The organism is Brevibacterium sp. ZH18 (assembly GCF_022748595.1).
Classification (GTDB): domain Bacteria; phylum Actinomycetota; class Actinomycetes; order Actinomycetales; family Brevibacteriaceae; genus Brevibacterium.
On record NZ_JALDSX010000014.1, the window covers coordinates 28,697 to 52,990 of the forward strand.

Sequence of the window (24,294 nt, forward strand, 5' to 3'; positions counted from 1 at the left end):
CGAGCGCCGATGGCAGCGCACCGGCGTCCGGTGTCGGATCCCCCTGCCGTGAGTCGGGGGAGAGGCGCCCCTGTGGTCCGGTTTCGAGGGACGAAAGCGGCGTTCGGGCCTTCTCGGCAGGTGATTCGACTCTCATCCCTCCATAATCCCACTGACCGTGAATCTTTTCGAAATTCTTCCACTGCGCCCAGCTGGCTACCACAGGTTGTGTCAATACTCGGGCTCAGTCGCTACATGTGGTGTCGATGGCGCGTGTGTATGTGAAAGTGTGTTCGATTAGTCTCCGGTAGCCCTCTGCAATACTCCACCAGGGCTTGACGAGGCGGTAATGACACGCGTGTAATTTATATCTAAAGGGGAACGCGCTTAGCACGAATTCTCGGATTCGACCGCACACCACGCTGATATCCTCAGCACGAGCTTCGCGGCTGGAACCGCCCGGGGAGCCGGTCTTCATGAAGACCGGAACACTCCTCGAACGGTACCGCAGATGATGCTCGCGGTGGTGGACGTGCTGAGCGTGAGAAAGGGGAAAACCGTGCAAAGCGCACAGAGCAAAAGGCAGGAACTGGAGGAGTACTCCGCTGTACCCGGAGTCACTTCTCGCAGGGCCGAAGACTGGTTCGTCGAACCTGGATCGCGCACACCCGATACACTGCCCGATCCATTGGCGATCGATCCGAACGATCTGACACCGCTGCCCACGGACAACTCCGCAGTCTCACCGCTCTCGCTGCTCCTCGGAGCCGCCGGCGACGACGGAGAACTGTCCTGGCAGGACCAAGCGCTTTGCGCTCAGACAGACCCGGAGGCATTCTTCCCTGAGAAGGGCGGATCGACTCGCGAGGCCAAACGCGTCTGCGCATCCTGCGATGTCCGCTCGGAATGCCTCGAGTACGCCTTGGCGAACGACGAGCGCTTCGGAATCTGGGGCGGAATGTCAGAACGCGAGCGTCGCCGACTCAAGAAACGAGTCGTGTGAGATCTGCCGTCACTGTTGTCGTCACTTCCGGCGACGACTCCAGCCGGACTGAGCTCGAAACAGCTCTCCGCACGACCTACCCCGAGATCCCCATTGTGGATCTCGGGGGTCTTACCGTCACAGAAGCACTCGAGCTCCCAGCAGTCGCCGAGAGCACCCACATGTGGTTCCTCACTCCCGATTCCCGTCCCGAACCCGACTGCCTCGAGGAACTGCTCGATGCGATCGGCGCCACCGAATCAATCGCCGCCGTCGGTCCGAAGATCATGCACGGTGACCGCATCGTCTCCGCAGGCGTGACCACAACCGCCGCCGGCGCCCGGTTCAACCCCGTCGCCGACGGTGAGATCGACCAGGGCCAGCGAGACGGTCAGAGCGAGACGCTGGGCCTCGATCTGCCCGGGCTGCTCATCGCCACGACCGAACTCGAGAAGATCGGTGCGCCCTCGCGTGTCCTGGGTGTGGCCTACCGCGGTCTCGAATACTCCCGCAGGCTTCGTGACCTCGGCAAGCGAGTGGTCGCCGCCCCCGGTGCGAAGCTCTCGGTCTCCGCATCCACCGCGGACCAGCTCGGCTCCTCCCCGCTGCCTCCGATCTCGAAGTTCCAGATCAGGACCGAACAGCGCTACCGTCTCAGCCTCGCCCGTCCTGGCATCGTCGCACTCGTCTGTCTGCTCGCGCTGACCCAGCTGGGCAACGCACTCGCCGGTCTGCTGTCGAACAACGTCAGGCCCGCCTCGTGGTACTTCTCCGCACTGTTCGGACTGGCCGCCGACGTCCGGACCACTGCTCGTCTGCGCCGCGCCAGCACCCGACGCAACCGCCTCGCTAAACGCACGACAACGGCTCACGTGGCCGCGCTCTACGCTGATCCCGACGAACTCGCAGTGCAGAGACGATCGATGAATTCCGCCGAGGAGACTCGCCGCACCCGTGCAGAGCCGGGGACCGCAGCTGGTTCCGGCGCAGCCGATGAGACCGAGCTCAATCCCGTCGGCGACACCGAAGAGGCCATCGACTCGTTCTCCCGACTCGAGATCAGCGGCGGCTCCGGGGCCTTCCGCCACCCCTTGACCTACCTGCTGATTGCGGCAGCGGCGATGAGCGGATTCGTCTCCTTCGCACTCTTCGGTCCAGGCCACCTCGTCGGCGGAGCATTGGGCTCGACCGACGTGAAGTTCGGCGACCTCGTCGCCCGTCTGCTCAGTCAGCACCTCGACGTGTCCACAGGTGCCTCCGTCGTCGCCGACCCGTACCAGCTCGTGCTCGCGATCCTCAGCCTGCCGTTCTTCGGACATGTCGACATCATGGTGCGCAGCCTCATCCTGGCAGCGCCCATCCCCGCTGTCATCGCCGCCTACAGCGCCGCCGGGACGATCGTCAGGACGAAGTGGGTCCGCGGATTCGCAGGACTGCTGTGGCTGGCCTCCCCGATCTTCATCACGGCGCTCTCCGACGGCCGCCTCGGCGTGATCCTCGTCTGGCTCGCCGCACCGCTGTTCGTCATCGCTTTGCGTCGCAGCCTGCACACCGGCTCGATCGCCGCCGCCGCGACCGCGGGGCTGCTGCTGTTCCTGATGATCGCGGGCGTTCCCGCGATGCTCGTCATCGGCATCATCATCACCATCGCCCTTCTCGGCACCGGGCGGGGACCGCGCCATCTATGGCTGCTCGCCCCGACCCTCGTCCTGGCCTGGCCTTGGCTGTGGTCGCTCATTCGCGAACCCGGCGCCCTGCTCACCATGCCCGGGCAGACGGTGGCTCCGGCCGCCCCGCCGACCTATCTGCTCGCAGTCGGATTCCCCGAACCGATCGACATGTCGTGGCTGGCCGATCTTCTCGCCGCGATCGGTCTCAGCGGTGTGCAACCGGGCATCCTGCAGCTCTGGGTCCCGGTGCTCGTCCTGCCGATGCTCATCCTCGCGTTCCTCACCCTCATCGAGGCGCGCCTCAACCTCTCACGGCTGCTGTGGGCGGTCGGCCTCTACCTCGCCGGCCTCATCATCGCCACCGTGCAGATCCTCGTGCCCGCGCAGACCGGGCCGTTCAACCTCATCGGTTCGTACCCTGCAGCAGGCCTGACGCTGCTCAGCCTCGGTGCGATCATGCTCCTGACCCTCGGCGCCGACCGGACGACGTCCTCGGCGACGAACACACGACTTCCCATGAAATCCCTGGCGGCACTCGTTGCGATCGCCGCCGTGGGACTCATGATCGTCGGAGCAGGTCGGACGACCACCTCGGCGGACACCTTGACGACCCAGGAGCACGGCACGGTCCCGGCCTTGGCCGCCGATCGCGCGAGCGGGGATTCGCAGGCGCGGACCCTGCGCCTCGACGATGTCGACGGCCAAGTGCTGGCCACACTCATCTCGAGCGACGACGGCACCGTCATCGGCACCTCGACGATCAGATCCGCCGAGGCGGTCGGAGGCTGGCCATGGGAACGTCGCCCTCTGCCGATCGGTGAGGACCAGGTCCTCGTGGCGCAGGCTGCCGCCGCGTTGTCGGCCGATGACTCCGGAGACGTGCGCGACCTTCTGGGCCGCCTCGGGGTCGACTTCGTCCTGGCCGAGAACGGTGCGAAGGATCTGACGAACGCCGTGGCCGCCGCCGACGGTCTTGTCCAGGTCGGTCCCACCGAATCCGGCCAGCTGTGGCGGGTGGACACGCCGTACAGCGGACGCTTCCTCGTCGAAGAGCCGGACGGCACGCTGAGCACCGCTCCGGTCGACGGCACCACCGTCGAGGTTGCTCCCGGTGAAGACGGCCGCAAGCTCATCGTCGCCGAGGGCAAAGGCACAGTGAAGGCCGAGATCGACGGGCAGGAACTGCCCGCACCGAAGGGTGCAGGCAGCGACTGGGCGGCCGAATTCTCCTTGCCGACTGCAGGCGGTCAGGTCGAACTGAGCACCGGTTCGCCGCTGTTCGCCCCTGCCGTCATCATCGGCTGGATCCTCGGTGTGTTCTGCCTCATCGTGGCGATTCCGTTCGGCACCCAGCGACAGACGGATCCGCGTACGCGCACTGTGCGGCCAAAGCGCGAGTCTGCACGGCGCCCCGCTGACGACTCGGCCGCGGCAACGTCGACGACGAGCGCTGAATCGGCGACAGGTGCGAAGGGTGACGCCACAGTGAACAACGATGGCAAAGGTCAGGACACAGCCCGGGCGAAGGCTGCAAAGAAGAAGCAGTCTGTGCAGAAGCAGTCTGTGCAGAAGCCGTCGGGCACGGGCGACGGTCCGGGCGAGGCAGTGGAGGCGAAGCCATGAAACACATGCGAAGCATCGCGACCTTCGCGGCGATCGCTGTGCCCGGAGTGCTCGTGGCCACGACGTCGTTCCTGACGCCGCTGACGCCGGGCACGCTCGACCGCAGCCCCGAACAGGTTCGCATGCCCACAGCCGACACACGCGTCGTCTGCCCGGGTCCGCTCCTGACCGATGCCGAGGCCGAAGGCACGGACGCGGAGTTCGTCGACGACTCCAACGTCTCGACTCGGGTCGTCTCTGCCTCTGCGCCGATCAGCGCGGCCGACGGTTCGGTCTCAGCGGCCCGCCTCCAGGTCGCCGACCTCGGCGGCTCTGCGAACTTCGACAACCCGGCCTCCGACGGCTTCGTCTCCGGCGACGATTCGATCGCGGCGACCAAGCTCATCACCGGCTTCGCCCGACCCGGCGCACCGGCGCTGACGACGGGACTCGAGACGGTCGAGGGCACCTCCGGTGACCTCACCGGTCTTGCGACCCTGACCTGCGGGCAGGCCTCGAGTTCGTTCCGGATCCTCGCCGGCTCCGGGTCGACAGGGTCGAACTCGCAGCTGCTGCTGAGCAATCCCGGCGATGTTCCCGTCCAGGCGAAGGTCGCCATCATGACCCCCTCCGGACAGCGCGCCGAACCCACGGAAGTCAGCATCAAGGCGGGAGCCCAACGCGCTGTGCGCCTGGGTGGCCTTGCCGCCGGCGCCGACGCCCTGGGCATCGACGTCACCGTCGACGGGGGAGTCGTCGCCGGCTCCGTGCAGGAGACGGTGCTCGACGGGCTCACACCGAAGGGCATCGACCTCGCCACCAGCGGGGCCGACGCCGACAGGCAGCAGGTCATCACCGGACTCAACGGCAAGGACGTGCGACTGCGCGTGGCCAACCCGAACGACGACCTCGCCGACGTCTCGATCAAGGCCTATGGTCCGGACGGCGAAACTGACATCCCGCGCTCGTCGATGTCCGTCGTAGGACGCGGTGTTGCCGAGGCCGACCTGGGCGACCTCAACGCCACGAGCGTCGTGCTCGACTCCGACAGTGCAATTCAGGCCAGCGCCTTCATCGGCCAGGACGGGAAAGGCGGAGGAGGAGACTTCGGCAGCATCTCGGCCACGGACTCTCTGGCGGATTCCCAGCTCATGGCCCTGCCGCGCACAGGCACGGGTAAGGTCTACCTCTCGCCGGGACAGGGCACAGTCCAGGTCCGCGCCATGCTCGACGACGGTTCGCTCACCGACCCGCAGTCGATCGACCTCAACCCCACCGGCACCACCGAGTTCAGTCCCGCGGAGATCTCCAGTGAGGCGGTTCGCGCCGTGGTCCTCAGCGGCGAGAACGCCTCCGGATCACAGGCGAATGGTGTCCACGCCACTCTCGTGGTCACGACCGAGGACGGGGTCTCCGCAGTCATGCCCGCTCCGGCACCTGCCGGTGTCGCCTACCGCGACATCCGTCTGGGCTAGGGGCGCGCCCGACGGTCAGGAATGCCGCAGGATCTCGACCTGATCGGCGACCACCTCGGCGATGAGGTCATCTCTCTGTCCGCTCGTGGCGTGGTATTCGATGACTCGTCGGTAGAGGACGATGTGCGTGGGCCGCGCAGCGGTCGCGGGGAACACCCGACCGAAGGCCGGCTCCGTCGAACTCGCCGGCGGGACAGCATCAACGGCGAGGACCACCTCGGCGAGCAGGGCTGGTTCCTTCGCCCGAAAACGAGCGAACTCCTCGGCCGCGACACGGGCGAAGCTGTCGCTGCGCCGTTGTCGGGCGGGGACATCGGCCAAGAAGAGTGGGGACCGCAGACCGCGGCCGTGCCGATTTCGATGACGCCTGGTGCTCATGAATGAATATTGTACTGACCATGCGGCCCCGGCTGCCGGGGACAGGCGGGGTCTGCGTGTAGAGTTGTGGACTGTGTCAGCCGTGAGATTGTGTTCAAAAGTCAGCTGCTCGCGCAGTGCCGCCGCCACCATGACGTATGTGCACGCTGATGCCTGCGTGGTCATCGGTCCTCTGGCCAGGCGCGCCGAGCCGGGCGCCCATGACCTGTGCGCCGATCATGCCGCCAGACTCACCCCGCCGGTGGGCTGGCAGCTCATCCGCATCGACAGTGGCCAGGCTCCTCCCGAGCGCACCCACGACGATCTGTTGGCGATCGCCGACGCCGTCCGCGAAGCCGCCGGTGGCCCCCGCGACAGCCGTCCTGCCGACGCGTCCTCCGGAACTGACGGAGTCTCCCGCTCCGACGGGTCGATGCCCGGCCGCAAGCACGGCCACCTGCGCATCATCGGCGACTCATGAGCGAACCTGCTTCCGCCGCCCTCATCGACCATCGGGTGAGTGCTCTCGCCTCGGCCGTCGGCGCCTACGACATCCGCGGGCGGATCCCCGATCAGCTCGACGAGGATGTGCTCTTCGCCCTCGGGTGGGCCACTGCCAGGACCATGTCCGAACTGCATTCGCGCGCCGAGGTGGTTGTCGGTCACGATATGCGACCGAGCTCCGCCGGTTTCGCCCAGGCCTTCGCCGCGGGCATCGCGGTCGCGGGCTTGCGCCCGGTCCTGCTGGGACTGTGTTCGACCGATCAGCTGTACTTCTCCTCGGGGATCTTCGACCTGCCCGGTGCGATGATCACAGCCAGCCACAACCCCGCGGATTACAACGGCATCAAGATCTGCGCACCGCAGGCCGGCGGGGTCAGCCTCGCCTCGGGACTCGGCCAGATCCGGGACCTGGCCCCGAACGCACCGGCACACGCCGGCGCTGGAATCCCCACAGTCGCGATCGATGAGGCGGCTGCCGCGGACATGCGCCGCCGCTACGTCGAACGCATCCGAACGCTGACCCGCGTCGACGAGGTCCCTGACCTAACGGTCGTCGTCGACTGTGGAAACGGCATGGCCGGGAAACTGCTGGGCGAGGTCTTCGGCACCGACGCAGGCTTCGCAGCCGTGCCCTTCACCGCCATCGGTCTCTTCACCGAACTCGACGGCACATTCCCCAACCACGAGGCGAACCCTCTCAAACCGGAGAACCTCCTCGACGTCTCCCGCGCAGTGGTCGAGCACGGCGCTGATCTGGGCCTGGCCTTCGACGGCGATGCAGACCGGTGCTTCTTCATCGATGAGACAGGTGCGACAATGTCGGCCTCGGCAGTCGGTGCGCTGGTGGCCGAGCGGGAGATCGCGCGGGCGCAGTCAGCGGGCACCCCTGAGCCCGTGGTCATCCACAACCTCATCACCTCTCGCAGCGTCCCAGCCACGATCGAGGCCGCAGGCGGTCGCGCTGTGCGCTCGAAGGTCGGCCATTCGGGGATCAAGACACTCATGCGGGAAGAAGGCGCCGTCTTCGCCTGCGAGCACTCGGCGCACTTCTACTTCGAGGAGTTCTACTGCGCGGACTCGGGCGTGCTCGCGGCCTGCCACCTCATCGCAGCCCTCTCGGCGACGAAAGCACCGGCCTCGCGTCTCGTCTCGTCCTATGACATCTTCGTCCAGTCCGGCGAGATCAACTTCACGGTGCCCGATCCTGATGCCGTGCTGACGGCCTTCGCGACGACCTCGGGTGACTTCCCGACGAACACCGTCGACGACCTCGACGGCATCGGGCTCCAGGGTGAGGACTGGTGGGTCAATCTGCGCAAATCCAACACCGAGCCGCTCGTGCGCCTCAATGTCGAAGCCGCTGATCAGGACCAGATGCTCGAACTGACGTCACGAGTCAGCGCCTTCGTGGAGTCTCAGGCCCGCTGAGCGACCACAGCTGTCCGGGGAGCGACCACAGCTGCCCGGGAATCGACCACATGGCGAATCGACCACATGGCGAAATCGTGGGCTCTGGTCCGGCCAAGGCAATAGACTCGACGCAGATCCGATCATCTTCGTTCTCTCTGGAGGTACTGTGCTCGATTCCACCGACTTCAAGGTTGCCGATCTGAGTCTGGCCGAAGCCGGCCGTCATCAGATCCGACTGGCCGAACGCGAGATGCCCGGCCTGATGGCACTGCGCGAGGAGTTCGGCGGCAGCCAGCCGTTGGCCGGCGCCCGGATCGCCGGAAGCCTGCACATGACGGTGCAGACCGCTGTCCTGATCGAAACTCTCGTCGCCCTTGGCGCGCAGGTGCGCTGGGCCAGCTGCAACATCTTCTCCACTCAGGACGAGGCGGCCGCTGCGGTCGTCGTCGGCTCCGGCAGCGTCGAGGCTCCTTCAGGTGTGCCAGTCTTCGCCTGGAAGGGTGAGACCCTCGAGGAGTACTGGTGGGCTGCGGACAAGATCTTCGACTTCGCCGAAGGCCCCAACCTCATCCTCGACGACGGCGGCGACGCCACGATGTACGTTCTCAAAGGTGCGCAGGCCGAAGCTGACGGGGGAGTCCCCACCGCTGGCGACGAGGATCCTGACGAATACAAGGTCCTCTTGTCCCAGATCCAGAAATCGCTTGATGCCTCACCCGGTCGCTTCTCTGCGCTGGCTGCCGAAATCAAGGGCGTCAGCGAAGAGACGACCACCGGTGTCAATCGCCTCTACCGTCTGGCTACGGAAGGCGGTCTGCCGTTCCCCGCCATCAATGTCAACGACTCGGTGACGAAGTCGAAGTTCGACAACCGCTACGGCATCCGCCACTCTCTGCCCGATGGTCTCAACCGGGCCACCGATGTGCTCATCGGCGGCAAGATCGCTGTGGTCATCGGCTACGGCGATGTGGGCAAGGGAGCCGCCGAGGCGCTGCGCGGTCAGGGGGCTCGTGTCATCATCACGGAGATCGATCCGATCTGCGCCCTGCAGGCGACCATGGACGGCTACCAGGTCGAGCACCTCGCCACGGTGGCCCCGACCGCAGACATCATCATCACGACCACCGGCAACACCCACGTGGTCGGCGTGGAGGTCTTGCAGAGCCTCAAGCCGGGTGCGATCGTCGGCAACGTCGGACACTTCGACGATGAGATCGACCTGGCTGGCCTGCGCAGGCTTCCGGGAGTCTCGACGATCGAGATCAAGCCGCAGGTCCACGAATGGACAGTTCCCGTTCCCGCCGACCTCGGACTCGACCGGGAGACCACCGACTTCCTCGTCCTGTCCGAGGGGCGTCTGCTCAATCTGGGCAACGCGACCGGACATCCCTCATTCGTCATGAGCGCATCATTCGCCAACCAGGTGCTCGCTCAGATCGAACTCTGGGTCAGCAACGACCGCTACGACAACAGCGTGCATCGACTGGCGAAGGAGCTCGACGAGAAGGTCGCGCGACTCCACCTGCCGGCTCTGGGCGCGAACCTGTCGGAGCTGACGAAGGAACAGGCCGAATACATCGGCGTCGACGTTGCCGGACCGTACAAGCCCGAGCACTACCGGTACTGAGACCTGTCCTGAAGAAGTGCTCGACGGCGCCCGCTGACTTCGGTCGGCGGGCGCCGTCGGTGTGCCGTCACCTGGCTGGTCAGGTTCAGCTGCCGCGCAGTCTCAGGCCGTGAGGGAGCGTGTCCACCCCGCGGCGAAACGCCTGGGACGCCGCGGCCCGGCGCTGCTGACGCTCGTACTCCGCTGCCCGCTGGCGGTGGATGACCGCTGAGAGGAACTGCTCGGGCATCGTTCCCTCGGGCGGGGCCGGGGCGACGTAGGGATTGAGCTCGGTTGCGAGTTCCTTCGCCCGTTCCCACCGGGAGTCCCGACCAAGCGTCTCCGCGGTCGACAGGAACTGGACGATGCGGCGGTGCAGTCCCGCCGGCAGCGTGCTGACATCGGCCCGGGACAGCCAGGCGTGGAGCTGCGGAGCGACATGGGTGTGTACGGGAGGCGGCGGCGCCGTTCTCTCGCTGACGGCCATCGTGCCGGCCAGGTAGTCGCCGAGGCGCTTGGTCTGCGGAGACACGAGGCCCGACAGGGCCGCGATTCCGCCGCCGCTTGAGAGGATCTCGAAGGGCCAGAGGATGGCCCGGATGAATGAGTGCCGGGCGCGCACCGCGCCGCCGTCGTCACGGACCACGCGCAGCCCCAGGATGAGCTTGCCGAGGGAGCGGCCATGCGTGAGAACCTCGACGATCATCGGCAGAAGCACGAACACGGCGATGCTCATGATGGTCATGATCGACGTCAGCAGCAAGCCGTTGACCTCGAGGATGCGCAGGAGGAACCAGAAGGCCGCGATGATGAGTCCGATGTTGATGATCGAATAGACGACATAGTCGATGAGGCAGCTCAGGGCGCGGGCCGCCAGAGCCGCGGGCTGGATGCTCAGCTCGACCGCTTCGCCGGTCACCAAAGTACTCACGGATCCATCCTGTCATAATCGAGCGCCGCACTTCATCGTGCATCGCCTGCAACGGTCATTCGAGTCGGAGCTGTGGTCGGATAGGGTTGAAGCATGGACCCGAACCTGCTGGCCGAACTCCACGGCGACAACTGGCGAGAACTGTCCATGCTGGCGAAGAAGAACACCCTGAGTCCGCGCCAGACTCAGCGATTCCTCGACCTCTATAGGGACGCGTCGAAGGACCTCTCACGGATTATGAGCGTCGCCCCCGACTCGCTCGAAGCGGCGCGGCTGTCGGCGATCGTCCATCGCTCCCGTAACCACCTTTCGGCTGTTCCGTCCGGAGGGCTCTCCGGCCTGTCCCGCTTCTTCGTCGTCAGCCTGCCGCTGTCGATCTACCGACTGCGCTGGGACTTCCTTATCATCGCTGCGGCATTCCTGGTCGTCGCGGTGCTCGGCGGGATCTGGGCCGGCATGCACCCAGAGGTCCTCGAGACCTTCGGTCCGCACGAGTTCCGCAAGCAGTTCGCCGAGCATGACTTCGTCGACTACTACAAGGAAAATCCGAACGGGTTCTTCGCCGTGGGCGTGTGGACGAACAACGCGTGGATCGCCGTGCAGTTCGTCCTGCTGGGCATCACCGGCGTCTTCGTCGTCTCGGGCCTGTTCTCGAATGCGATCAACGTCGGGTTCTCCGGGGCGATGATGTTCGAGTTCGACCGCGGGTCCGACTTCTTCCTCTACATCCTCCCGCACGGAATTCCTGAGATCAGCTGCATCATCCTCGCCGCCGCGGCCGGTCTGCGCCTGTTCTTCGCGTGGGTGATCCCCGGTCCGCAGCTGCGGAGGAACAAGCTGGCCACCGAGGCTCGCTCGCTGCTGACCGTGGCCGGCGGCCTCGTGATCCTGCTGTTCGGCTCGGGACTCATCGAAGGCTTTGTGACCCCGAACCCGATACCCCCGGCACTCAAGATCGCCATCGGCGTCCTCTACACGGCCGCTGTGATCGCCTATGCCTGGCGGTTCGGCCGCCGGGCCGCACGCGCGGGGCTGAGCGCCGATCTCGAGGAGAACCAGGCCGGGTATTCGATCCTCGCCACCGACAGGTAGGAACGCCGGTCTACAGCTTCCCGGTGGCTTTGAGCCCGATGTAGAGGTCTGCCAAGGTTCCGGGCAGATCCTCGGGGCCGGCCTCGACGGACTGGACGCCGGCTCCGCGCAGACGGGTCTGCAGAGACTTCGACGTCAGCAGCTCCGACTCCGCCGCAGCTGCGGTGAAGATCGCGTCGGCGTCGTCGCGTTCGGCGGCGAGCTTACTCAGGCGGGGGTCTTCGACAGAGGCGAGGACGACACGGTGTCGGGCCATGAGCGCAGGCAGCACCGGCAGGATCTCATCGGAGACGCTGCCTTCGTCAAGAGCCGTGACGAGCACGACGAGCGCATGCTGCCGTGAGGTGGAGAGGACCGTCGCGGCGATCTGCTCCCAATCGGCGTCATAGAGCTCCGGGTGGACCGGAGTCAGTGCCACGGACAGATCGTGGACGGGATCCTTCGACCGGTGGCTCGACGCGAGTGCGCGGACGCGGGCATCGGCGACGATGACATCGACCCGATCCCCGGCGCCCGCGGCCAGTGCGGTCAGCAGCAGGGCGGACTCGAGCGCGGCGTCGAAGACCGTGCCGTCTCCGCACCGTCGGGCGGCCAAGCGTGAGGAATCGACGACGATGACGACACGACGGTCCCGCTCGGGCCGCCACGTCTTGACGACGAGGTCCTGCGCGCGGGCGCTGGCCCGCCAGTCGATCGAGCGCACATCATCGCCGTCGACGTAGTCGCGCAGAGAGTCGAACTCCGTGCCCATGCCTCGAATCATCACGGCCGAGCGGCCGTCGAGCTCACGCAGCTTCGCCATCTTCGAGGGCAGCTCACGACGGGAGACGAACGGCGGCAGAACGCGCACGATCGCAGGCACATCGAAGCTCTTCTGTCTGCTGATGAGCCCGAGGATGCTGCGGCTGCGGATCGTCACCCTGTCCGCGTGCAGTGCACCTCGTCGGGTGGGCAGGAGCTCGGTGCGCACCTGCGCATCCTCCTCACCGGCGAGAACGAACGCCGAGCGAGTCTTCGCGGCGCCTGCGCTCGGAGCCCAGGCATCTCTGACCTTCAGTCGCAGGCGTCGGTCGGAGAGGTTGACGAGCGAAAGTGTGCAGTGTGTGGGATCACCGAGCCGGACCATGAGTCCAGGCGTGCGCTGGAGGCCGACCAGCCTCGGGGCAGGCACGAGGAAGAAGTCGACGAGACCGGCGATGACGATGACGCCCGCGACGACGAGCGCGGTCGTCCATCCCGGCACGAGCATGACTGGGACGAGCCCGAACAGGGCCAGCAGGAGCAGTCGGGTGGTCATTCAGCGCGGGACGTCGGTCGTGGCGACGATCGAGTCGAGGACCTGGCCGACGGTGAGGCCGTCCATCTGAGCCTCGGGGCGCAGGATCACACGGTGGCTCAGCGTCATGTGCACGAGCGCTTTGACGTCGTCGGGGGTGACGAAGCCGCGCCCGGACAGCCAGGCGTACGCGCGGGCAGCGCTGAGCATGCGGGTCGCGCCGCGGGGTGAGACGCCCAGGGCCAAGGACGGGGCCTGGCGAGTCGCGCGGGCGAGGTCGACGATGTAGGTGATGATCTCGGGCGCGATGTAGACCTCGGCGATGGCATCCCGAGCCGCGCGGATCATGGTCACGTCGGCGACCGGCTCAAGACCCGCCTCGGCGAGGTGGGAGGCGTCAAAGCCGCGGGCGTGACGGTTGAGGATCTCCATCTCATGATCACGTTCGGGCAGACCGAGGACGAGTTTGAACAGGAAGCGGTCGAGCTGCGCCTCCGGCAGGGGATAGGTGCCCTCGTATTCGAGCGGGTTCTGGGTGGCGGCGACGAGAAACGGCTCGGGCAGCGGGCGGGATCGACCGCCGACGGAGACCTGGTGCTCCTCCATGGCTTCGAGCAGCGCCGACTGGGTCTTGGGCGGGGTGCGGTTGATCTCGTCGGCGATGAGGATGTTCGTGAACACCGGCCCGGACCGGAACTCGAAGTTGGATGCCGAGGCGTCGTAGACGAGCGAACCGGTGACGTCGCTGGGCATGAGGTCGGGCGTGAACTGGATGCGCGTGTTGTCGAGGCTCAGTGACCGGGCGAAGCTGCGCACGAGCAGGGTCTTGGCCACTCCGGGCACCCCCTCGAGGAGCACATGGCCCTGGCACAGGAGGGCGATGAGCATTCCGGTGACTGCTTCGTCCTGGCCGACCACGGCCTTCGCGATCTGCGTGCGCACACCGTTGAGAGCATCACGCAGCGGATCGCGCTGCTGTGCCTGTGCGCGAGCCTGCGCAGGCTCGGTCGGCGGCGCAGGGTTGTGCGGCGGCTGAGTCGGCTGCTGAATCGGCCGCTGAGGGCTGGCTGTCTCGTCAGGAGGCAATGTCATGGGATCTCACTTTCGATGAGGGTGAGCTGGCGGACGATGGTCGTCAGATCTGCGTCTGTGGTGGGTGTGGCGGAGGAGAAGACCCAGTCGACCTGTGCCGGATCGCGGCCGGTGGTGTGCGCGATCCGGGCGATGATCTCAGGCTTGCCGGCCTGAGAGTCGAGAGCGAGTCGCTTCGCGATGCGCAGCAGCGAAGCCGTGCGCAGGGTGTGCAGCGCTCCGGCCCGGTCGTGGCTGCGGGCCGAGAGCGCGGCTCGACCGTGGACCGTCTCGACCGCGGGAACGATGACCGGCAGGCGTTCGACGGCCAGCGGCCCGAAGCGACGCCCAAGGATGAGGAGCAGGATGAAGAGGCAGGGCACCAGCCACAGCGCCCCGGCGATGAACCAGCTGGGCACATAGTCGATGGTCGACGGCGGTTCGTCCATGTCGTCGCTGGTCTGGCCGGGGTAGTAGACGACGAGGTGCTGGGTCCGTGACAGCTCGGAGAGCATGAGCGCGGCATTGCCCTGTTCGTCGATGCCCTGATTGGTCGCCCACTCGGGGTTGCCGAACACCGTGATCGGGAAGTCCCCACCATCATCGGTGATGAGCTGTCCGCGGGCTGCGTCCTTCGGCACTGTGCCGCCGTCGACGGACTGGACTCCCGGGCCGGTGAATGGATAGCACGTGTGCACTCCCGGCGTGTGAGGCTTGGCCTCGGCGTACTGCATCGCACCGGTGGTGACTGTCCCAGCAGCCCGGGCGGCCGGGACCTGGCAGCTCGGAGACGTGACGTCATCGGGAGCCGCCAGGGGAGAGGTGCCGTCGTCGACCGTGATGCGATCCGTATACGAAAGGAGTGCATAGCCGGGATCGATGAGAGCGAGTCGATTGTTGTGAGAAGCCAGCTCCGAGACGAGTCGATCTCTGTCGCCCTCAGAGAGGATTTCGGCATTCACGGGGATGAGCAGGGTGGAGTCAGGTTGTGCGGAGGCCTTTCGTGCAGCGTCGAAATCCTCGGTGGTGGTCACGTCGACACCATGGTCGCGCAGGGTCTCGACCATCGCCTTCGTTCCGTCCCGTGCCGTCGAGTCATAGTGGAGCGGGGCGTTGGCCTCACGGTCAGAGGTCATAAACAGCGTCGCGATGACCGTGATGAGGATGACGACAGCCGCCACGATCCACACACCGGCGGAGCGCAGCCGCGCGGTCAGCGGCACAGCAGGCGTCGACCGCGTGCCGCGGGCGGCGACGTCGAGGTGGGCGCTCATGCGACCACCGACTGGTGCCGGGACGGGAGTCGGCTCAGCTGCTCGTCGAGAGCGAGGAATTCGGCATAGGTCGTGTGCAGATCGGGCTCATCGGCGCGAACCACGGCGGTGCCCATGCCGCCTCCCGTGCCTGCAGCACGCTCAGCATCGCCAGCGTCGTGGCCGTAGAGCAGGTCATTGAAGGCTTCGGCCACGCGATTCAGGGACCGAGCGTGCTCGGGCAGTTCGCGACCGGCCGTACCGCTCAGTTCGGTGGCCGTCGACGCCGAGTCGAGGGCGACGATGTGTTTGCCGGACAGGACGGCGAAGATCGCCCGGGACTGGTCGATGACGGCGCTGCGCAGATCCCCGCGCTCGGCCGCCGCTCGCGCACTTTCGCGCCACGGACCTGGCTCGGGTGTCGCCACGACCGGGTCGAAGGCCGAGAGGGGGACTCGCGTCCGGTTGAGTCCGACGCGCCGCACGCGCCAGATGATGAGGGCGACGATCGCGGCCACAGCGATGACGACGAGGAGGATCAGCCACGGCGAGTTGCCCCGCAGGGCACCCGAGACGATCGCGTCCCACACGCGGCCCATCCACTCGCCGAGCTGTTCGAGCGGGGTGAGGTCGGTGGCCGAGTATTCGTCCTTCGACAGCTCCTTGTCTACCCATTCGCGTCCGGTTCCGCGATCGACGACGGCCAGGGACAGAGTGCTCAGCATGCTCATTCGGACAGTTCCTCCGCGCGGCGGATGAGGACGAGGTCGAAGCCCTCCGAGCGCATGCGCTGGTTGAAGTAGGACACGCAGACGAGGCACGCGAAATACGCGAACAGCACCGCAGACGAGACTGCGGTCAGTGCCAGGAGCAGCGCTCCGGCGACGATGCCGATGCCCGACATCGCAGTGTCCGAGCTGCTCATGGTGCCCAGGACGGCGCCGGTGACGACAGAGAGGATGAGGACGAAAGGTGCGATGACGAGTTGGACGAGCTGATTCGATAGGAAGTACCCGAGCGACAGCTGGCCGAGGGTGCGCCAGAAGCCGCGACCGGTCAGCCGCCACGAGCGCCGCAGTCCGGCTCGGATGCCGAGGTCCTCCGCCGCGATCGCCGCACCGAGGAACGCGAAGCGCAGATTGAGCCAGATGACTGCGCCCACCCACAGAAGCAGGCCGATGACGACGGCGACGGCGGCGAGGACGACCTGATCGAAGAGTGCAAGCAGCAGCGAGGGCGCCCCGAGCACGATGAGCAGTCCCAGGTTGATCGTGCACATGAGTGCTGTGGCCAGGACCAGTGACCAGCGTCGGCCGCGCAGGCTCTGCCAGGACTGGGAGAGCGTCGTCTTCTTGGCCCCGAAGGAATTCTCGGCACCGCTCGCCGCGAGTCCCGCGAGGAAATGGGCCACGCCGAGGCTGAGCAGACCGATCGCGAACGACCCCATCTGTGCGAGCAGCAAGAAGCCGGACATCGCATCCTCGTTGCCCATGATGTCCTCGAGGAAGGGGAGGAACTGCAGCACGACGAGGGTGCCGATCGCGGTCAGCAGCAGGGTCCAGAGCGTGAAGACGATGAGTGCCGCGCCGATCGTGAGACCGGGGATGAAGCGGAGGAGGCGGAAACCGGAATCGAGCACCTCGAAGAAGGTCAGCGGTCGTTTGGCCAGGACTCCACGCGGCGACGGTCGCTGCCATTCGTGGTGGGTCGGGCCGTGCTCACGCCTCTGCCACTGACCTGTCTGCCAGTCGACCTCGGAGGTCCACGCATTTGCTCGTCCCATCACCGCACAATCCTGCCATGGATCTCACCATGTTCACGAGTCGGAAACGCATCAGGCGCGCGTCGGAGACGCCCCGAAGATCAGGGCAACGACATCTGCATTATCGGGCAGGAGTGTCGAGGTCGAAAGATTGGACTCCGATAGGCGACAATAGAAAGATGAACGCTCGTATCCTCGTAGTTGATGATGACACGGCTTTGGCCGAAATGATCGGAATTGTGCTCAAGAGCGAAGGCTTCGAACCCTTCTTCTGCGCCACCGGAGATCAGGCCTTCGACGAATTCCAGAAGGTCGGTCCCGAACTCGTCCTCCTCGACCTCATGCTGCCCGGAAAGGACGGCCTCGAGGTCTGCCGCGAGATCCGTGAGGTCTCATCGGTTCCGATCATCATGCTCACCGCCAAGTCCGACACCGTCGACGTCGTCCTCGGCCTCGAGTCCGGGGCCGATGACTACGTGCCCAAGCCGTTCAAGCCCAAGGAGCTCATCGCCAGGGTGCGAGCCCGCCTGCGGATCTCCGAACCACAGGCCCCCGAGCTGCTGTCCGTCGGCGATGTCGTCGTCGACGTTGCCGGTCACACCGTGACCAAGGGCGGTTCGCCCGTCTCTCTGACACCACTCGAATTCGACCTGCTGGTCGCACTGGCCCGCAAACCGTGGCAGGTCTTCTCCCGGGAGACCCTGCTCGAAGAGGTGTGGGGATACCGGCACGCAGCGGACACCCGCCTGGTCAATGTCCATGTTCAGCGTCTGCGCTCGAAGATCGAACGCGACCCTGAGAAGCCCGACATCATCGTCACGGTCCGCGGCGTCGGTTATAAGGCAGGCAGAGCGGCGTGAGTCGCTACTCGGCTGTGGGCGGAGCTCTCCGCACCGCAGCCTCGGCGGTCCGTTCGTTCTGGCGTTTCATCCTCCGCTCGTTCAGCCATTCGCTCCAGCTGCGCATCGTCGTCCTCACCATCGTCCTCACTTCAGTCGCGATCTTCGGGGTGGGGACATACATGTCCCAGCAGATCTCGCGCGGACTCTTCGACACCCGTCTGCAGTCGCTGTCATCGCAGGCCGCCACCATCGTCTCCGAGCTGCGCAGCCTCGCCCCTGTCGACGCGAAGGTCGTGACCCAGGAGACCCTGAGCTCCCAGCTGTCCTCGATCTACAACCGGTCGACCGGTTCCGTGTACTCTCTGACTCTCGAGCCCAGCGACCCGAACTCCTCGTTCTCCACGATCAACGCGGGCACGACGGCGGCCGACGGTTCGGCCCAGACCGTGCCGATCACGAAGGAGATGAAAGAGGCCATCGGGCGTGCCCCGACCGATGACATGCTCTACCAATCGGTGAGCCTGCCCGACGGCTCGGGCCCGGGCCTGCTGATCTCCCAAGAGCTTCAGATCCCCGGCGCCGGCCAGTTCCAGCTCTACTACCTCGGCGATCTCACCGAGCAGCAGGACACCCTCGATTTCGTCCAGAAGTCCATGCTCGTCGCGGCCCTCGTCCTCGTCGTCCTCGTGGGTGCTGTGGCGTGGATCGTGACCCGTCTCGTGGTGACCCCTGTGCGCACCGGCGCCGAGGTGGCCCGACTCATCGCCGACGGTGACCTCGACGAACGCATGCCCGTGCACGGCAACGACGAGATCGCCCTACTGGGGGAGTCCTTCAACGACATGGCCGACACCCTTCAGCATCAGATCCAGCAGATGGAGCGTCTGTCCGTGCTGCAGCGGCAGTTCGTCTCCGATGTCTCCCACGAGCTGCGCACGCCGCTGACGACGATCCGCGCCGCCGCCGACCTCATCTACGACTCTCGTGACGAACTCGATCCGGTCACCGCCCGCAGTGCCGAGCTGCTCAACTCACAGGCCGAGCGCTTCGACAGCCTGCTCTCCGATCTGCTCGAGATCTCCCGCTACGACGCCGGTGCCGCCGCCCTGGTCGCCAAGCCCGTCGACGTCGGTGCGATCGTCACCTCGGTCATTGAGACCGTATCGATGGTCGCCGACCAGATGTCGACGAGCATCGTCGTCCATGCCCCGTCCTCACCGGTCATGGCCGAGGTCGACCGCGTCCGCATCACCCGGATCGTGCGCAACCTCGTCGTCAACGCCATCGAGCATGGGGAGGCGAATCCGATCGACATCTATGTCGCCTCCAACGCCGAGGCGGTTGCCGTGAGCGTGCGCGACCACGGAGTCGGGATGAACGAAGAGCAGGTCGAACACGCCTTCGACCGATTCTGGCGCGCAGACCCGGCACGCAAACGCACCCTCGGCGGATCCGGGCTGGGCCTGGCGATCTCGCTTGAGGATGCCCATCTGCACAACGGCTGGCTGCAGGTGTGGGGCAACCCGGGGGAGGGCGCGTGCTTCCGTCTGACCATTCCCCGCCGTCCCGATCAGGAGATCACCTCCTCGCCGCTGCCGCTGCCGCCCCGTGATGCTCAGATCCAGGGTGCAGCGCTGGTCGCCGGCCCGCTGTCCTCGGACGGCTCAGTGCGCATCCAGACCGGATCGATTCCGATCGTCGTCGAAGCCGATCCCGCATTGTCCGCGCACGAGGGCTATATCGACGAACCTGCCGACGACTCCGAAGGAGGATCACGGTGATGAGGACTCCCAGAAGGAAACAGGGGCTGCGTACGCTCCTCCTCGCTGTCTGCGCCTGCGTGGCCCTGACCGCGTGCTCGTCGATACCGACCAGCTCTCCGGTGGGCCACATCGAGGCGGGTTCTGGCGATCCCGGTGCCAGCAGCGCCCGCATCCCCGACGGACCCGAACCCGGCGACAGCATCGGTGAGATCGTCCGTGGGTTCCTGTCCGCCGGATCCGGCACGGGCAACAACTTCTCCGTCGCGAAGTCGTTCCTCACCGAGGCGGAGGCACAGGAGTGGAATCCGCAGGAGTCCGTGTCGCTGCTTCCCAATGACACTGATCTGGACTCGCTCAACTACGAGGTCACCTCCGACCAGAAGACGCTGACGATGTCGGCGCCCGTAGTCGGACTCGTCGACTCGTCGGGCGTGTTCAGCTCGACGAAGCCCGGGACCCAGTCGAACATGGAGTTCTCGCTGCGGCAGGAGAACGGAGAGTGGAGGATCTCCTCGGCGCCCAACGGCCTGCTCATCTCCCAGTCCGAGTTCCGCACGATCTTCCTCAACTACTCCCTCGAATTCTTCACTTCCGACTACTCCTATCTGGTCCCGGACTCGCGCTGGTTCCTACGGTCCTCATCGACGCCGACGGCGATCATCAACGAACTGCTCAGCGGGCCTGCCTCGTATCTGTCGGGGTCAGTCGTGACTGCGATCCCGGACGGGGCCAAACTCAGCGACTCCAACGTGGTGACCATTGAGAACGGCGTTGCGCACATCTCTCTTGGCAGCCAGGGCAGTGCGCCCTCGGACCGAGAGAAGGGTCTGATCCGACAGCAGATCTCATCGACGCTCAAGGTGGTCCCCTCGATCTCGAGCATCGAGCTGACCATCGGGGGCCAGGCGGTCTCCGAGGGCCTGCAGCCGAAGACGGATTCCTCGGTTCAGGTCGACGGCCCGCCGGTCGTGCTGGCCAACGACCGGCTCTCCCGAATCTCCGGGACGACCGTGGCCAAGGTCGAGAACAGTCCGAACCTGGCGAAGGCCAAAGCGAGCGACCCTGCTGTGTCCCTCGACGACTCGATGTACGTGTATCTGCAGAAGAGCGGCAAACAGCTCATGCGCCTCAAGGCCGACGGCGTCGATGCGACTCCGATCCTCGAAGGCAAGAAGCTCGTGCGTCCGAGCATCGACCGATTCAACACCGTGTGGACCGGCGAGGCGAAGAACAAGGGTGAGATCACCGCTGTGGGGCGGGAGGGCAAGGTCTACACGGTCGCTGCGGACTTCCTCTCCGGGCGCGACCTCGTCGATCTCGAGGTCTCCCGTGACGGTACGCGGATCGCACTGCTGAGCACGAAGAAGGACGAGCCCTCGCGCATCGACGTGGTCGGCATCCCTCGGGACAAGGCCGGCAACCCGTCGAACGGGCTGGCCGACTCTCCGATCGAGGTCGGATCGAACTTCGCCGACGTCAAGGACATGTCGTGGGCGGGTTCGACCTCGCTCGTGGCCCTGGCGGCGAAGGAAGGCGCAGGTATCGAACCATTCCGGATCGGCGTCACCGGACCGCCTGAGCAGCTGGGTGAGGTTCCCGACGGCAGCCGAATCGCCGCGGCCGAAGACGGGCGGTCGATCCTCGTGACGAGTTCCTCGGGTGAGATCTACTCGTACAACTCCAACGCTTGGCAGAAGCTCATCGACATCGCAGCGAAGGATCCCTCCTACCCGGGCTGAGCCGATGGCCTGATGAGAGCAAATGGCCTGATGCCGGCGACGGGGTAGATTTCTCCCATGGGACTGCTCAGCGAGGTCGGTGAACTCCTCCTGCCCCGTCGGTGCGCCGGCTGCGGACGGGAGAACGTCTCGCTGTGCACGGCCTGCCTGTCCCTCCTCGGTGGGATCCCGCGAGCGATGGAGCCGCGATACGGTCGGATGCCCGTCGTCGGAGTCTCGGAATACGGCTCACGACTGTCCCGCATGGTGGTCAGCTTCAAAGACGAGGGTCGACGGGACGTCCTCGACCCCTTGGCTCTGGCGCTTGCGCGTTCCATCACCGCCGCCCTGGAGTTGACGCATCATTCCGGTGGTCCCGTCCGTCTGGTCCCTGCCCCGAGCTCGCAGAGGGCACGGCGACGTCGAGGCGGCTCCCATATTGCCGCACTCGCCAGACGGGCTGCGGAACTCGCTCCCGAACTGTCCCTGCAGGTCCTCGACGTGCTCCTGACTCGTCGGTCCCGGGACCAGGTGGGCCTGGGAGCGCACGCGCGGGAGGCGAACGTGGCGGGATCGCAGTTCCTCGATCCTTCCTTCGCCGCAGCGATCGCCTCGGCGGACCGGTCAGCGAACGAATCGAGAGGGGGCATCGATCTGCTCGTCGACGACTTCGCGACAACTGGCGCGACTCTGGCAGAAAGCGCAAGGGTATTAGCATCGGTGCAGATCAGACCCACTGCAGGAGCCGTTATCGGTCTCGGCCGCGGGGGCACTCGATTTGTCTCTCCCTTTACTGTATAACGGGGGTTACCCATCCAAGGGAATGGGATCGGATGAATCCGAAGAACGAGTCGCTAAGGACGCATAATGGACATTGTTGTCAACGGACGTCAACTGACCATCTCCGACAGCTTTCGCGCCCACATTGAGGACAAGATCGCGAAGGTCGAGCAGCTTGCACCCCGAGCCCAACGAGTCGAGGTACACGTCGCTCATGAGAAGAACTCCCGTCAGCCGGAGACGAGCGAGCGCGTAGAGCTCACGGTCGTTGCGAAGGGCCCGGCCATCCGTGCTGAGGCCATGGCGAGCGACAAGTACGCTGCACTGGATCTGGCCTGGGCGAAGCTCGTCGAGCGATTACGACGTGCCAGGGACCGCAACAAGGTGCCCCGAGCGGGCCACCACCGGAAGGAGTCCACTGCCGAGGCACTCGCGAAGATGCCGGTCAACGAATCGCTTGTGCCCGAGGACGGCGCTGCGATCGACGCGAACGAGTCCGCGAACAGCGACAAGACGAACGGTCGGATCAAGGCCGAGGGCGACTCGCCGGTCGTGCTGCGCGAGAAAACCTTCGAAGGTGCCCCGATCGGCATCGAAGAGGCGCTCAACCGCATGGAGCTCGTCGGCCACGACTTCTACCTGTTCATCGACGAGGAGTCGAGCAAGCCGTCCGTCGTCTACCGTCGCAAAGGCTGGAGCTACGGGGTCATCACGCTCGACCACGAACTCCAGGCCGTCGGCGACTGAACCGTACCGAACATAGCCGTACCGAACAGCGCCGTACCGATCAGTGATCAACTGATCTGAACACGCCAACACGATCGCCGAGGTGGGACATCCACCTCGGCGATCTGCGTTTCGTCCCAGCGGTCGGTCATCTGCACGGCCTGTGCTCGCGGGCAGCCTATGATCGCGGGCAGTTGTGTCAGTGGGGTGTTCTAGTGTGGACCCATGCAGAAGATGTCATTGTCCGCGGCGCGGCGGACGGCGATCGCCGCGACGGGCCTCGACCGAGCGCGTCCGGCGAAGGTCACGGCCCGGAACCTGAAGACAGTGTTCTCCACGATGGGACTCGCACAGATCGACTCGGTGTCCAGAGTCGTGCGTGCTCACTACCTGCCCTTCTACTCGCGGCTGGGCCCGTATCCACGCGAGACTCTCGACCGTCTTCTCTACTCGACGCCCCGGATGGGTGTCGAGTACTGGGCGCATGCGGCAGCATTCGTCCCGCCCGAGACAGTGCGCCACTTCGATCAGAAGCGCACCGAATGGTGGCGCAACGACTATGGGCAGCGGCATCCGGAGACCGGCGAGGCATTCCGGAAGCTGCAGGCCTCCGTCCTCGATGCTTTAGAAGCCGGTCCCAGGACTGCCCGTGGGGTCGCCGACGTCGTCGACCACGAGATCCCGGAACGGCACAGGGGACACTGGGGCTGGAATCCCAGTCAGGTCAAGATGGCTCTCGAAGCGCTGTTCGCCGGTGGAATCGTCAGCGCCACCGGTCGCAATGACCACTTCGAACGCATCTATGCACTCCCGCGCGACGTCAGCGATGTCCTGCCGCAGACACCCTTGGCCTATGGGCCGAGTGAGGCACCGGAACTGAGCCTCATCGACCCGGTCGCCTCTCGACGGAGAGGCATCTCAGGTGCGGAGAACAACGTCCTCGAACTCACTCGCACGGCCGCACGGGCACTGGGCATCGCCCGCCCGGACTGCCTGGCCGACTACTTCCGCCAGCAGCGTGCCCCCACAGACGAGGCGGTCCGGGCTCTGGTGGACTCCGGCGAACTCATCGAGACCGACGTCGAGGGCACCCGTGCTCTGAAATGGCACGCGGCGCGGACCCCGAGGCGAGTCGAAGCACGGACGCTGCTGGCACCATTCGATCCCTTGGTCTTCTACCGGCGCCGGATCGAATGGCTCTTCGACTTCCACTACCGCATCGAGATCTACACTCCGGCACCGAAACGTGTCTACGGCTACTACGTGCTGCCGTTCCTCCTCGGCGAGCGTCTCGTCGCCCGTGTTGACCTCCACCGAGATGCGGCCGCGAACACGCTGCGAGCCCATCGGGTGACGTGGGAGCCGGGCGAGGAGCATTGGGAGGAGCTCACGGACGAACTCTGCGAGATGGCGAGGTGGCTCGGATTGGGAGCGGTGGATGTGGAAGGCACTCACCTGCCATTAAGCTAGGGACTATACAGTCGTTCGAGTTGTT

The 24,294-nt window shown here is 65.8% G+C and carries 20 protein-coding genes; 13 read left to right on the plus strand and 7 right to left on the minus strand.

Going from position 1 to position 24,294, the window contains the following annotated elements:
* Nucleotides 1-538: 538 nt before the first annotated feature.
* From MPN20_RS17305 to MPN20_RS07480, 3 genes are read left to right on the plus strand one after another with little or no spacing between them, the layout of a single operon-like run.
* The gene (locus MPN20_RS17305; protein WP_347566807.1) at nucleotides 539-982 is read left to right on the plus strand and encodes a WhiB family transcriptional regulator; all 444 of its coding nucleotides are present in this window, start codon (nucleotides 539-541) and stop codon (nucleotides 980-982) included.
* Nucleotides 979-4,254, plus strand: a complete 3,276-nt coding sequence (locus MPN20_RS07475) for a glycosyl transferase (protein ID WP_242780875.1) — start codon at nucleotides 979-981, stop codon at nucleotides 4,252-4,254. The genes MPN20_RS17305 and MPN20_RS07475 overlap by 4 nt, the downstream gene beginning before the upstream one ends.
* Nucleotides 4,251-5,708 (plus strand): DUF5719 family protein, encoded by a 1,458-nt coding sequence (locus MPN20_RS07480; protein WP_242780876.1) that lies wholly within the window; start codon nucleotides 4,251-4,253, stop codon nucleotides 5,706-5,708. Before MPN20_RS07475 ends, MPN20_RS07480 begins: the two co-directional genes overlap by 4 nt.
* A 15-nt stretch (nucleotides 5,709-5,723) precedes the next feature.
* On the opposite strand, the gene MPN20_RS07485 is transcribed toward MPN20_RS07480, so the two are convergent.
* Complete coding sequence (locus MPN20_RS07485; RefSeq protein WP_242780877.1) at nucleotides 5,724-6,086, minus strand: metallopeptidase family protein; 363 nt, start codon at nucleotides 6,084-6,086, stop codon at nucleotides 5,724-5,726.
* A gap of 82 nt (nucleotides 6,087-6,168) precedes the next feature.
* Between MPN20_RS07485 and MPN20_RS07490 the strand changes: the two genes are divergently transcribed.
* The 3 genes from MPN20_RS07490 (at nucleotide 6,169) to ahcY (ending at nucleotide 9,606) form a co-directional block, all read left to right on the plus strand.
* Nucleotides 6,169-6,546 carry a DUF3499 domain-containing protein gene (locus MPN20_RS07490; RefSeq protein WP_347566808.1) on the plus strand — a complete coding sequence of 126 codons (378 nt, stop codon included), beginning with the start codon at nucleotides 6,169-6,171 and terminating at the stop codon, nucleotides 6,544-6,546.
* Nucleotides 6,543-7,997, plus strand: coding sequence for a phosphomannomutase/phosphoglucomutase (gene manB / locus MPN20_RS07495; protein ID WP_242780878.1), 1,455 nt, complete (start codon nucleotides 6,543-6,545; stop codon nucleotides 7,995-7,997). Before MPN20_RS07490 ends, manB begins: the two co-directional genes overlap by 4 nt.
* Nucleotides 7,998-8,145: 148 nt before the next feature.
* The gene (gene ahcY / locus MPN20_RS07500) at nucleotides 8,146-9,606 is read left to right on the plus strand and encodes an adenosylhomocysteinase (RefSeq protein ID WP_242780879.1); all 1,461 of its coding nucleotides are present in this window, start codon (nucleotides 8,146-8,148) and stop codon (nucleotides 9,604-9,606) included.
* An 85-nt stretch (nucleotides 9,607-9,691) separates the two neighbouring features.
* Here the strand turns inward: ahcY and MPN20_RS07505 are convergent, their stop codons facing one another.
* Nucleotides 9,692-10,516: an RDD family protein gene (locus tag MPN20_RS07505; RefSeq protein WP_242780880.1), complete on the minus strand. Its 825-nt coding sequence runs from the start codon at nucleotides 10,514-10,516 to the stop codon at nucleotides 9,692-9,694.
* A 93-nt stretch (nucleotides 10,517-10,609) separates the two neighbouring features.
* On the opposite strand from MPN20_RS07505, the gene MPN20_RS07510 reads away from it, so the two are divergent.
* Nucleotides 10,610-11,608: a stage II sporulation protein M gene (locus MPN20_RS07510; RefSeq protein ID WP_242780881.1), complete on the plus strand. Its 999-nt coding sequence runs from the start codon at nucleotides 10,610-10,612 to the stop codon at nucleotides 11,606-11,608.
* Between the two features lie 10 nt (nucleotides 11,609-11,618).
* Here MPN20_RS07510 and MPN20_RS07515 read toward each other — a convergent pair whose 3' ends face one another.
* The 5 genes from MPN20_RS07515 to MPN20_RS07535 are packed head-to-tail and all read right to left on the minus strand — an operon-like array spanning nucleotide 11,619 to nucleotide 16,991.
* Nucleotides 11,619-12,905: a DUF58 domain-containing protein gene (locus MPN20_RS07515; RefSeq protein ID WP_242780882.1), complete on the minus strand. Its 1,287-nt coding sequence runs from the start codon at nucleotides 12,903-12,905 to the stop codon at nucleotides 11,619-11,621.
* Nucleotides 12,906-13,976, minus strand: coding sequence for a MoxR family ATPase (locus MPN20_RS07520; RefSeq protein ID WP_242780883.1), 1,071 nt, complete (start codon nucleotides 13,974-13,976; stop codon nucleotides 12,906-12,908). It abuts the gene before it with no gap.
* Nucleotides 13,973-15,229: a DUF4350 domain-containing protein gene (locus MPN20_RS07525; protein ID WP_242780884.1), complete on the minus strand. Its 1,257-nt coding sequence runs from the start codon at nucleotides 15,227-15,229 to the stop codon at nucleotides 13,973-13,975. Before MPN20_RS07525 ends, MPN20_RS07520 begins: the two co-directional genes overlap by 4 nt.
* Nucleotides 15,226-15,939, minus strand: a complete 714-nt coding sequence (locus MPN20_RS07530; protein WP_242780885.1) for a DUF4129 domain-containing protein — start codon at nucleotides 15,937-15,939, stop codon at nucleotides 15,226-15,228. Before MPN20_RS07530 ends, MPN20_RS07525 begins: the two co-directional genes overlap by 4 nt.
* Nucleotides 15,936-16,991 (minus strand): hypothetical protein, encoded by a 1,056-nt coding sequence (locus MPN20_RS07535; protein ID WP_242780886.1) that lies wholly within the window; start codon nucleotides 16,989-16,991, stop codon nucleotides 15,936-15,938. Before MPN20_RS07535 ends, MPN20_RS07530 begins: the two co-directional genes overlap by 4 nt.
* A 158-nt stretch (nucleotides 16,992-17,149) precedes the next feature.
* Between MPN20_RS07535 and mtrA the strand changes: the two genes are divergently transcribed.
* The 6 genes from mtrA to MPN20_RS07565 all read left to right on the plus strand — a co-directional run bounded on the left by mtrA (nucleotide 17,150) and on the right by MPN20_RS07565 (nucleotide 24,269).
* Entirely contained in the window at nucleotides 17,150-17,830 is a 681-nt protein-coding gene (mtrA, locus tag MPN20_RS07540; RefSeq protein WP_242780887.1) for an MtrAB system response regulator MtrA, read from the plus strand.
* A complete protein-coding gene (gene mtrB, locus MPN20_RS07545; protein WP_242780888.1) occupies nucleotides 17,827-19,593 on the plus strand; it encodes an MtrAB system histidine kinase MtrB in 1,767 nt (588 codons plus the stop codon). The genes mtrA and mtrB overlap by 4 nt, the downstream gene beginning before the upstream one ends.
* The gene (locus MPN20_RS07550; protein WP_242780889.1) at nucleotides 19,593-21,314 is read left to right on the plus strand and encodes an LpqB family beta-propeller domain-containing protein; all 1,722 of its coding nucleotides are present in this window, start codon (nucleotides 19,593-19,595) and stop codon (nucleotides 21,312-21,314) included. Before mtrB ends, MPN20_RS07550 begins: the two co-directional genes overlap by 1 nt.
* Before the next feature lie 57 nt (nucleotides 21,315-21,371).
* A complete protein-coding gene (locus MPN20_RS07555; RefSeq protein WP_242780890.1) occupies nucleotides 21,372-22,094 on the plus strand; it encodes a phosphoribosyltransferase family protein in 723 nt (240 codons plus the stop codon).
* A gap of 66 nt (nucleotides 22,095-22,160) precedes the next feature.
* Nucleotides 22,161-22,820: a ribosome-associated translation inhibitor RaiA gene (gene raiA / locus MPN20_RS07560; RefSeq protein ID WP_242780891.1), complete on the plus strand. Its 660-nt coding sequence runs from the start codon at nucleotides 22,161-22,163 to the stop codon at nucleotides 22,818-22,820.
* Nucleotides 22,821-23,024: 204 nt separating this feature from the next.
* Nucleotides 23,025-24,269 carry a crosslink repair DNA glycosylase YcaQ family protein gene (locus tag MPN20_RS07565; protein ID WP_242780892.1) on the plus strand — a complete coding sequence of 415 codons (1,245 nt, stop codon included), beginning with the start codon at nucleotides 23,025-23,027 and terminating at the stop codon, nucleotides 24,267-24,269.
* The last annotated feature ends 25 nt before the right edge of the window (nucleotides 24,270-24,294 follow it).

Bases quoted from the DNA above. Each gene is read 5' to 3' on its own strand.
- MPN20_RS07535 (WP_242780886.1), bottom strand. From the start codon at position 16,991: ATGGGACGAGCAAATGCGTGGACCTCCGAGGTCGACTGGCAGACAGGT.
- MPN20_RS07555 (WP_242780890.1), top strand. From the start codon at position 21,372: ATGGGACTGCTCAGCGAGGTCGGTGAACTCCTCCTGCCCCGTCGGTGC.
- raiA (WP_242780891.1), top strand. From the start codon at position 22,161: ATGGACATTGTTGTCAACGGACGTCAACTGACCATCTCCGACAGCTTT.
- mtrA (WP_242780887.1), top strand. From the start codon at position 17,150: ATGAACGCTCGTATCCTCGTAGTTGATGATGACACGGCTTTGGCCGAA.
- MPN20_RS07515 (WP_242780882.1), bottom strand. From the start codon at position 12,905: ATGACCACCCGACTGCTCCTGCTGGCCCTGTTCGGGCTCGTCCCAGTC.
- MPN20_RS07530 (WP_242780885.1), bottom strand. From the start codon at position 15,939: ATGAGCATGCTGAGCACTCTGTCCCTGGCCGTCGTCGATCGCGGAACC.
- manB (WP_242780878.1), top strand. From the start codon at position 6,543: ATGAGCGAACCTGCTTCCGCCGCCCTCATCGACCATCGGGTGAGTGCT.
- MPN20_RS07480 (WP_242780876.1), top strand. From the start codon at position 4,251: ATGAAACACATGCGAAGCATCGCGACCTTCGCGGCGATCGCTGTGCCC.
- MPN20_RS07525 (WP_242780884.1), bottom strand. From the start codon at position 15,229: ATGAGCGCCCACCTCGACGTCGCCGCCCGCGGCACGCGGTCGACGCCT.
- MPN20_RS07485 (WP_242780877.1), bottom strand. From the start codon at position 6,086: ATGAGCACCAGGCGTCATCGAAATCGGCACGGCCGCGGTCTGCGGTCC.
- MPN20_RS07550 (WP_242780889.1), top strand. From the start codon at position 19,593: ATGAGGACTCCCAGAAGGAAACAGGGGCTGCGTACGCTCCTCCTCGCT.
- MPN20_RS07510 (WP_242780881.1), top strand. From the start codon at position 10,610: ATGGACCCGAACCTGCTGGCCGAACTCCACGGCGACAACTGGCGAGAA.
- MPN20_RS07520 (WP_242780883.1), bottom strand. From the start codon at position 13,976: ATGACATTGCCTCCTGACGAGACAGCCAGCCCTCAGCGGCCGATTCAG.
- MPN20_RS07565 (WP_242780892.1), top strand. From the start codon at position 23,025: ATGCAGAAGATGTCATTGTCCGCGGCGCGGCGGACGGCGATCGCCGCG.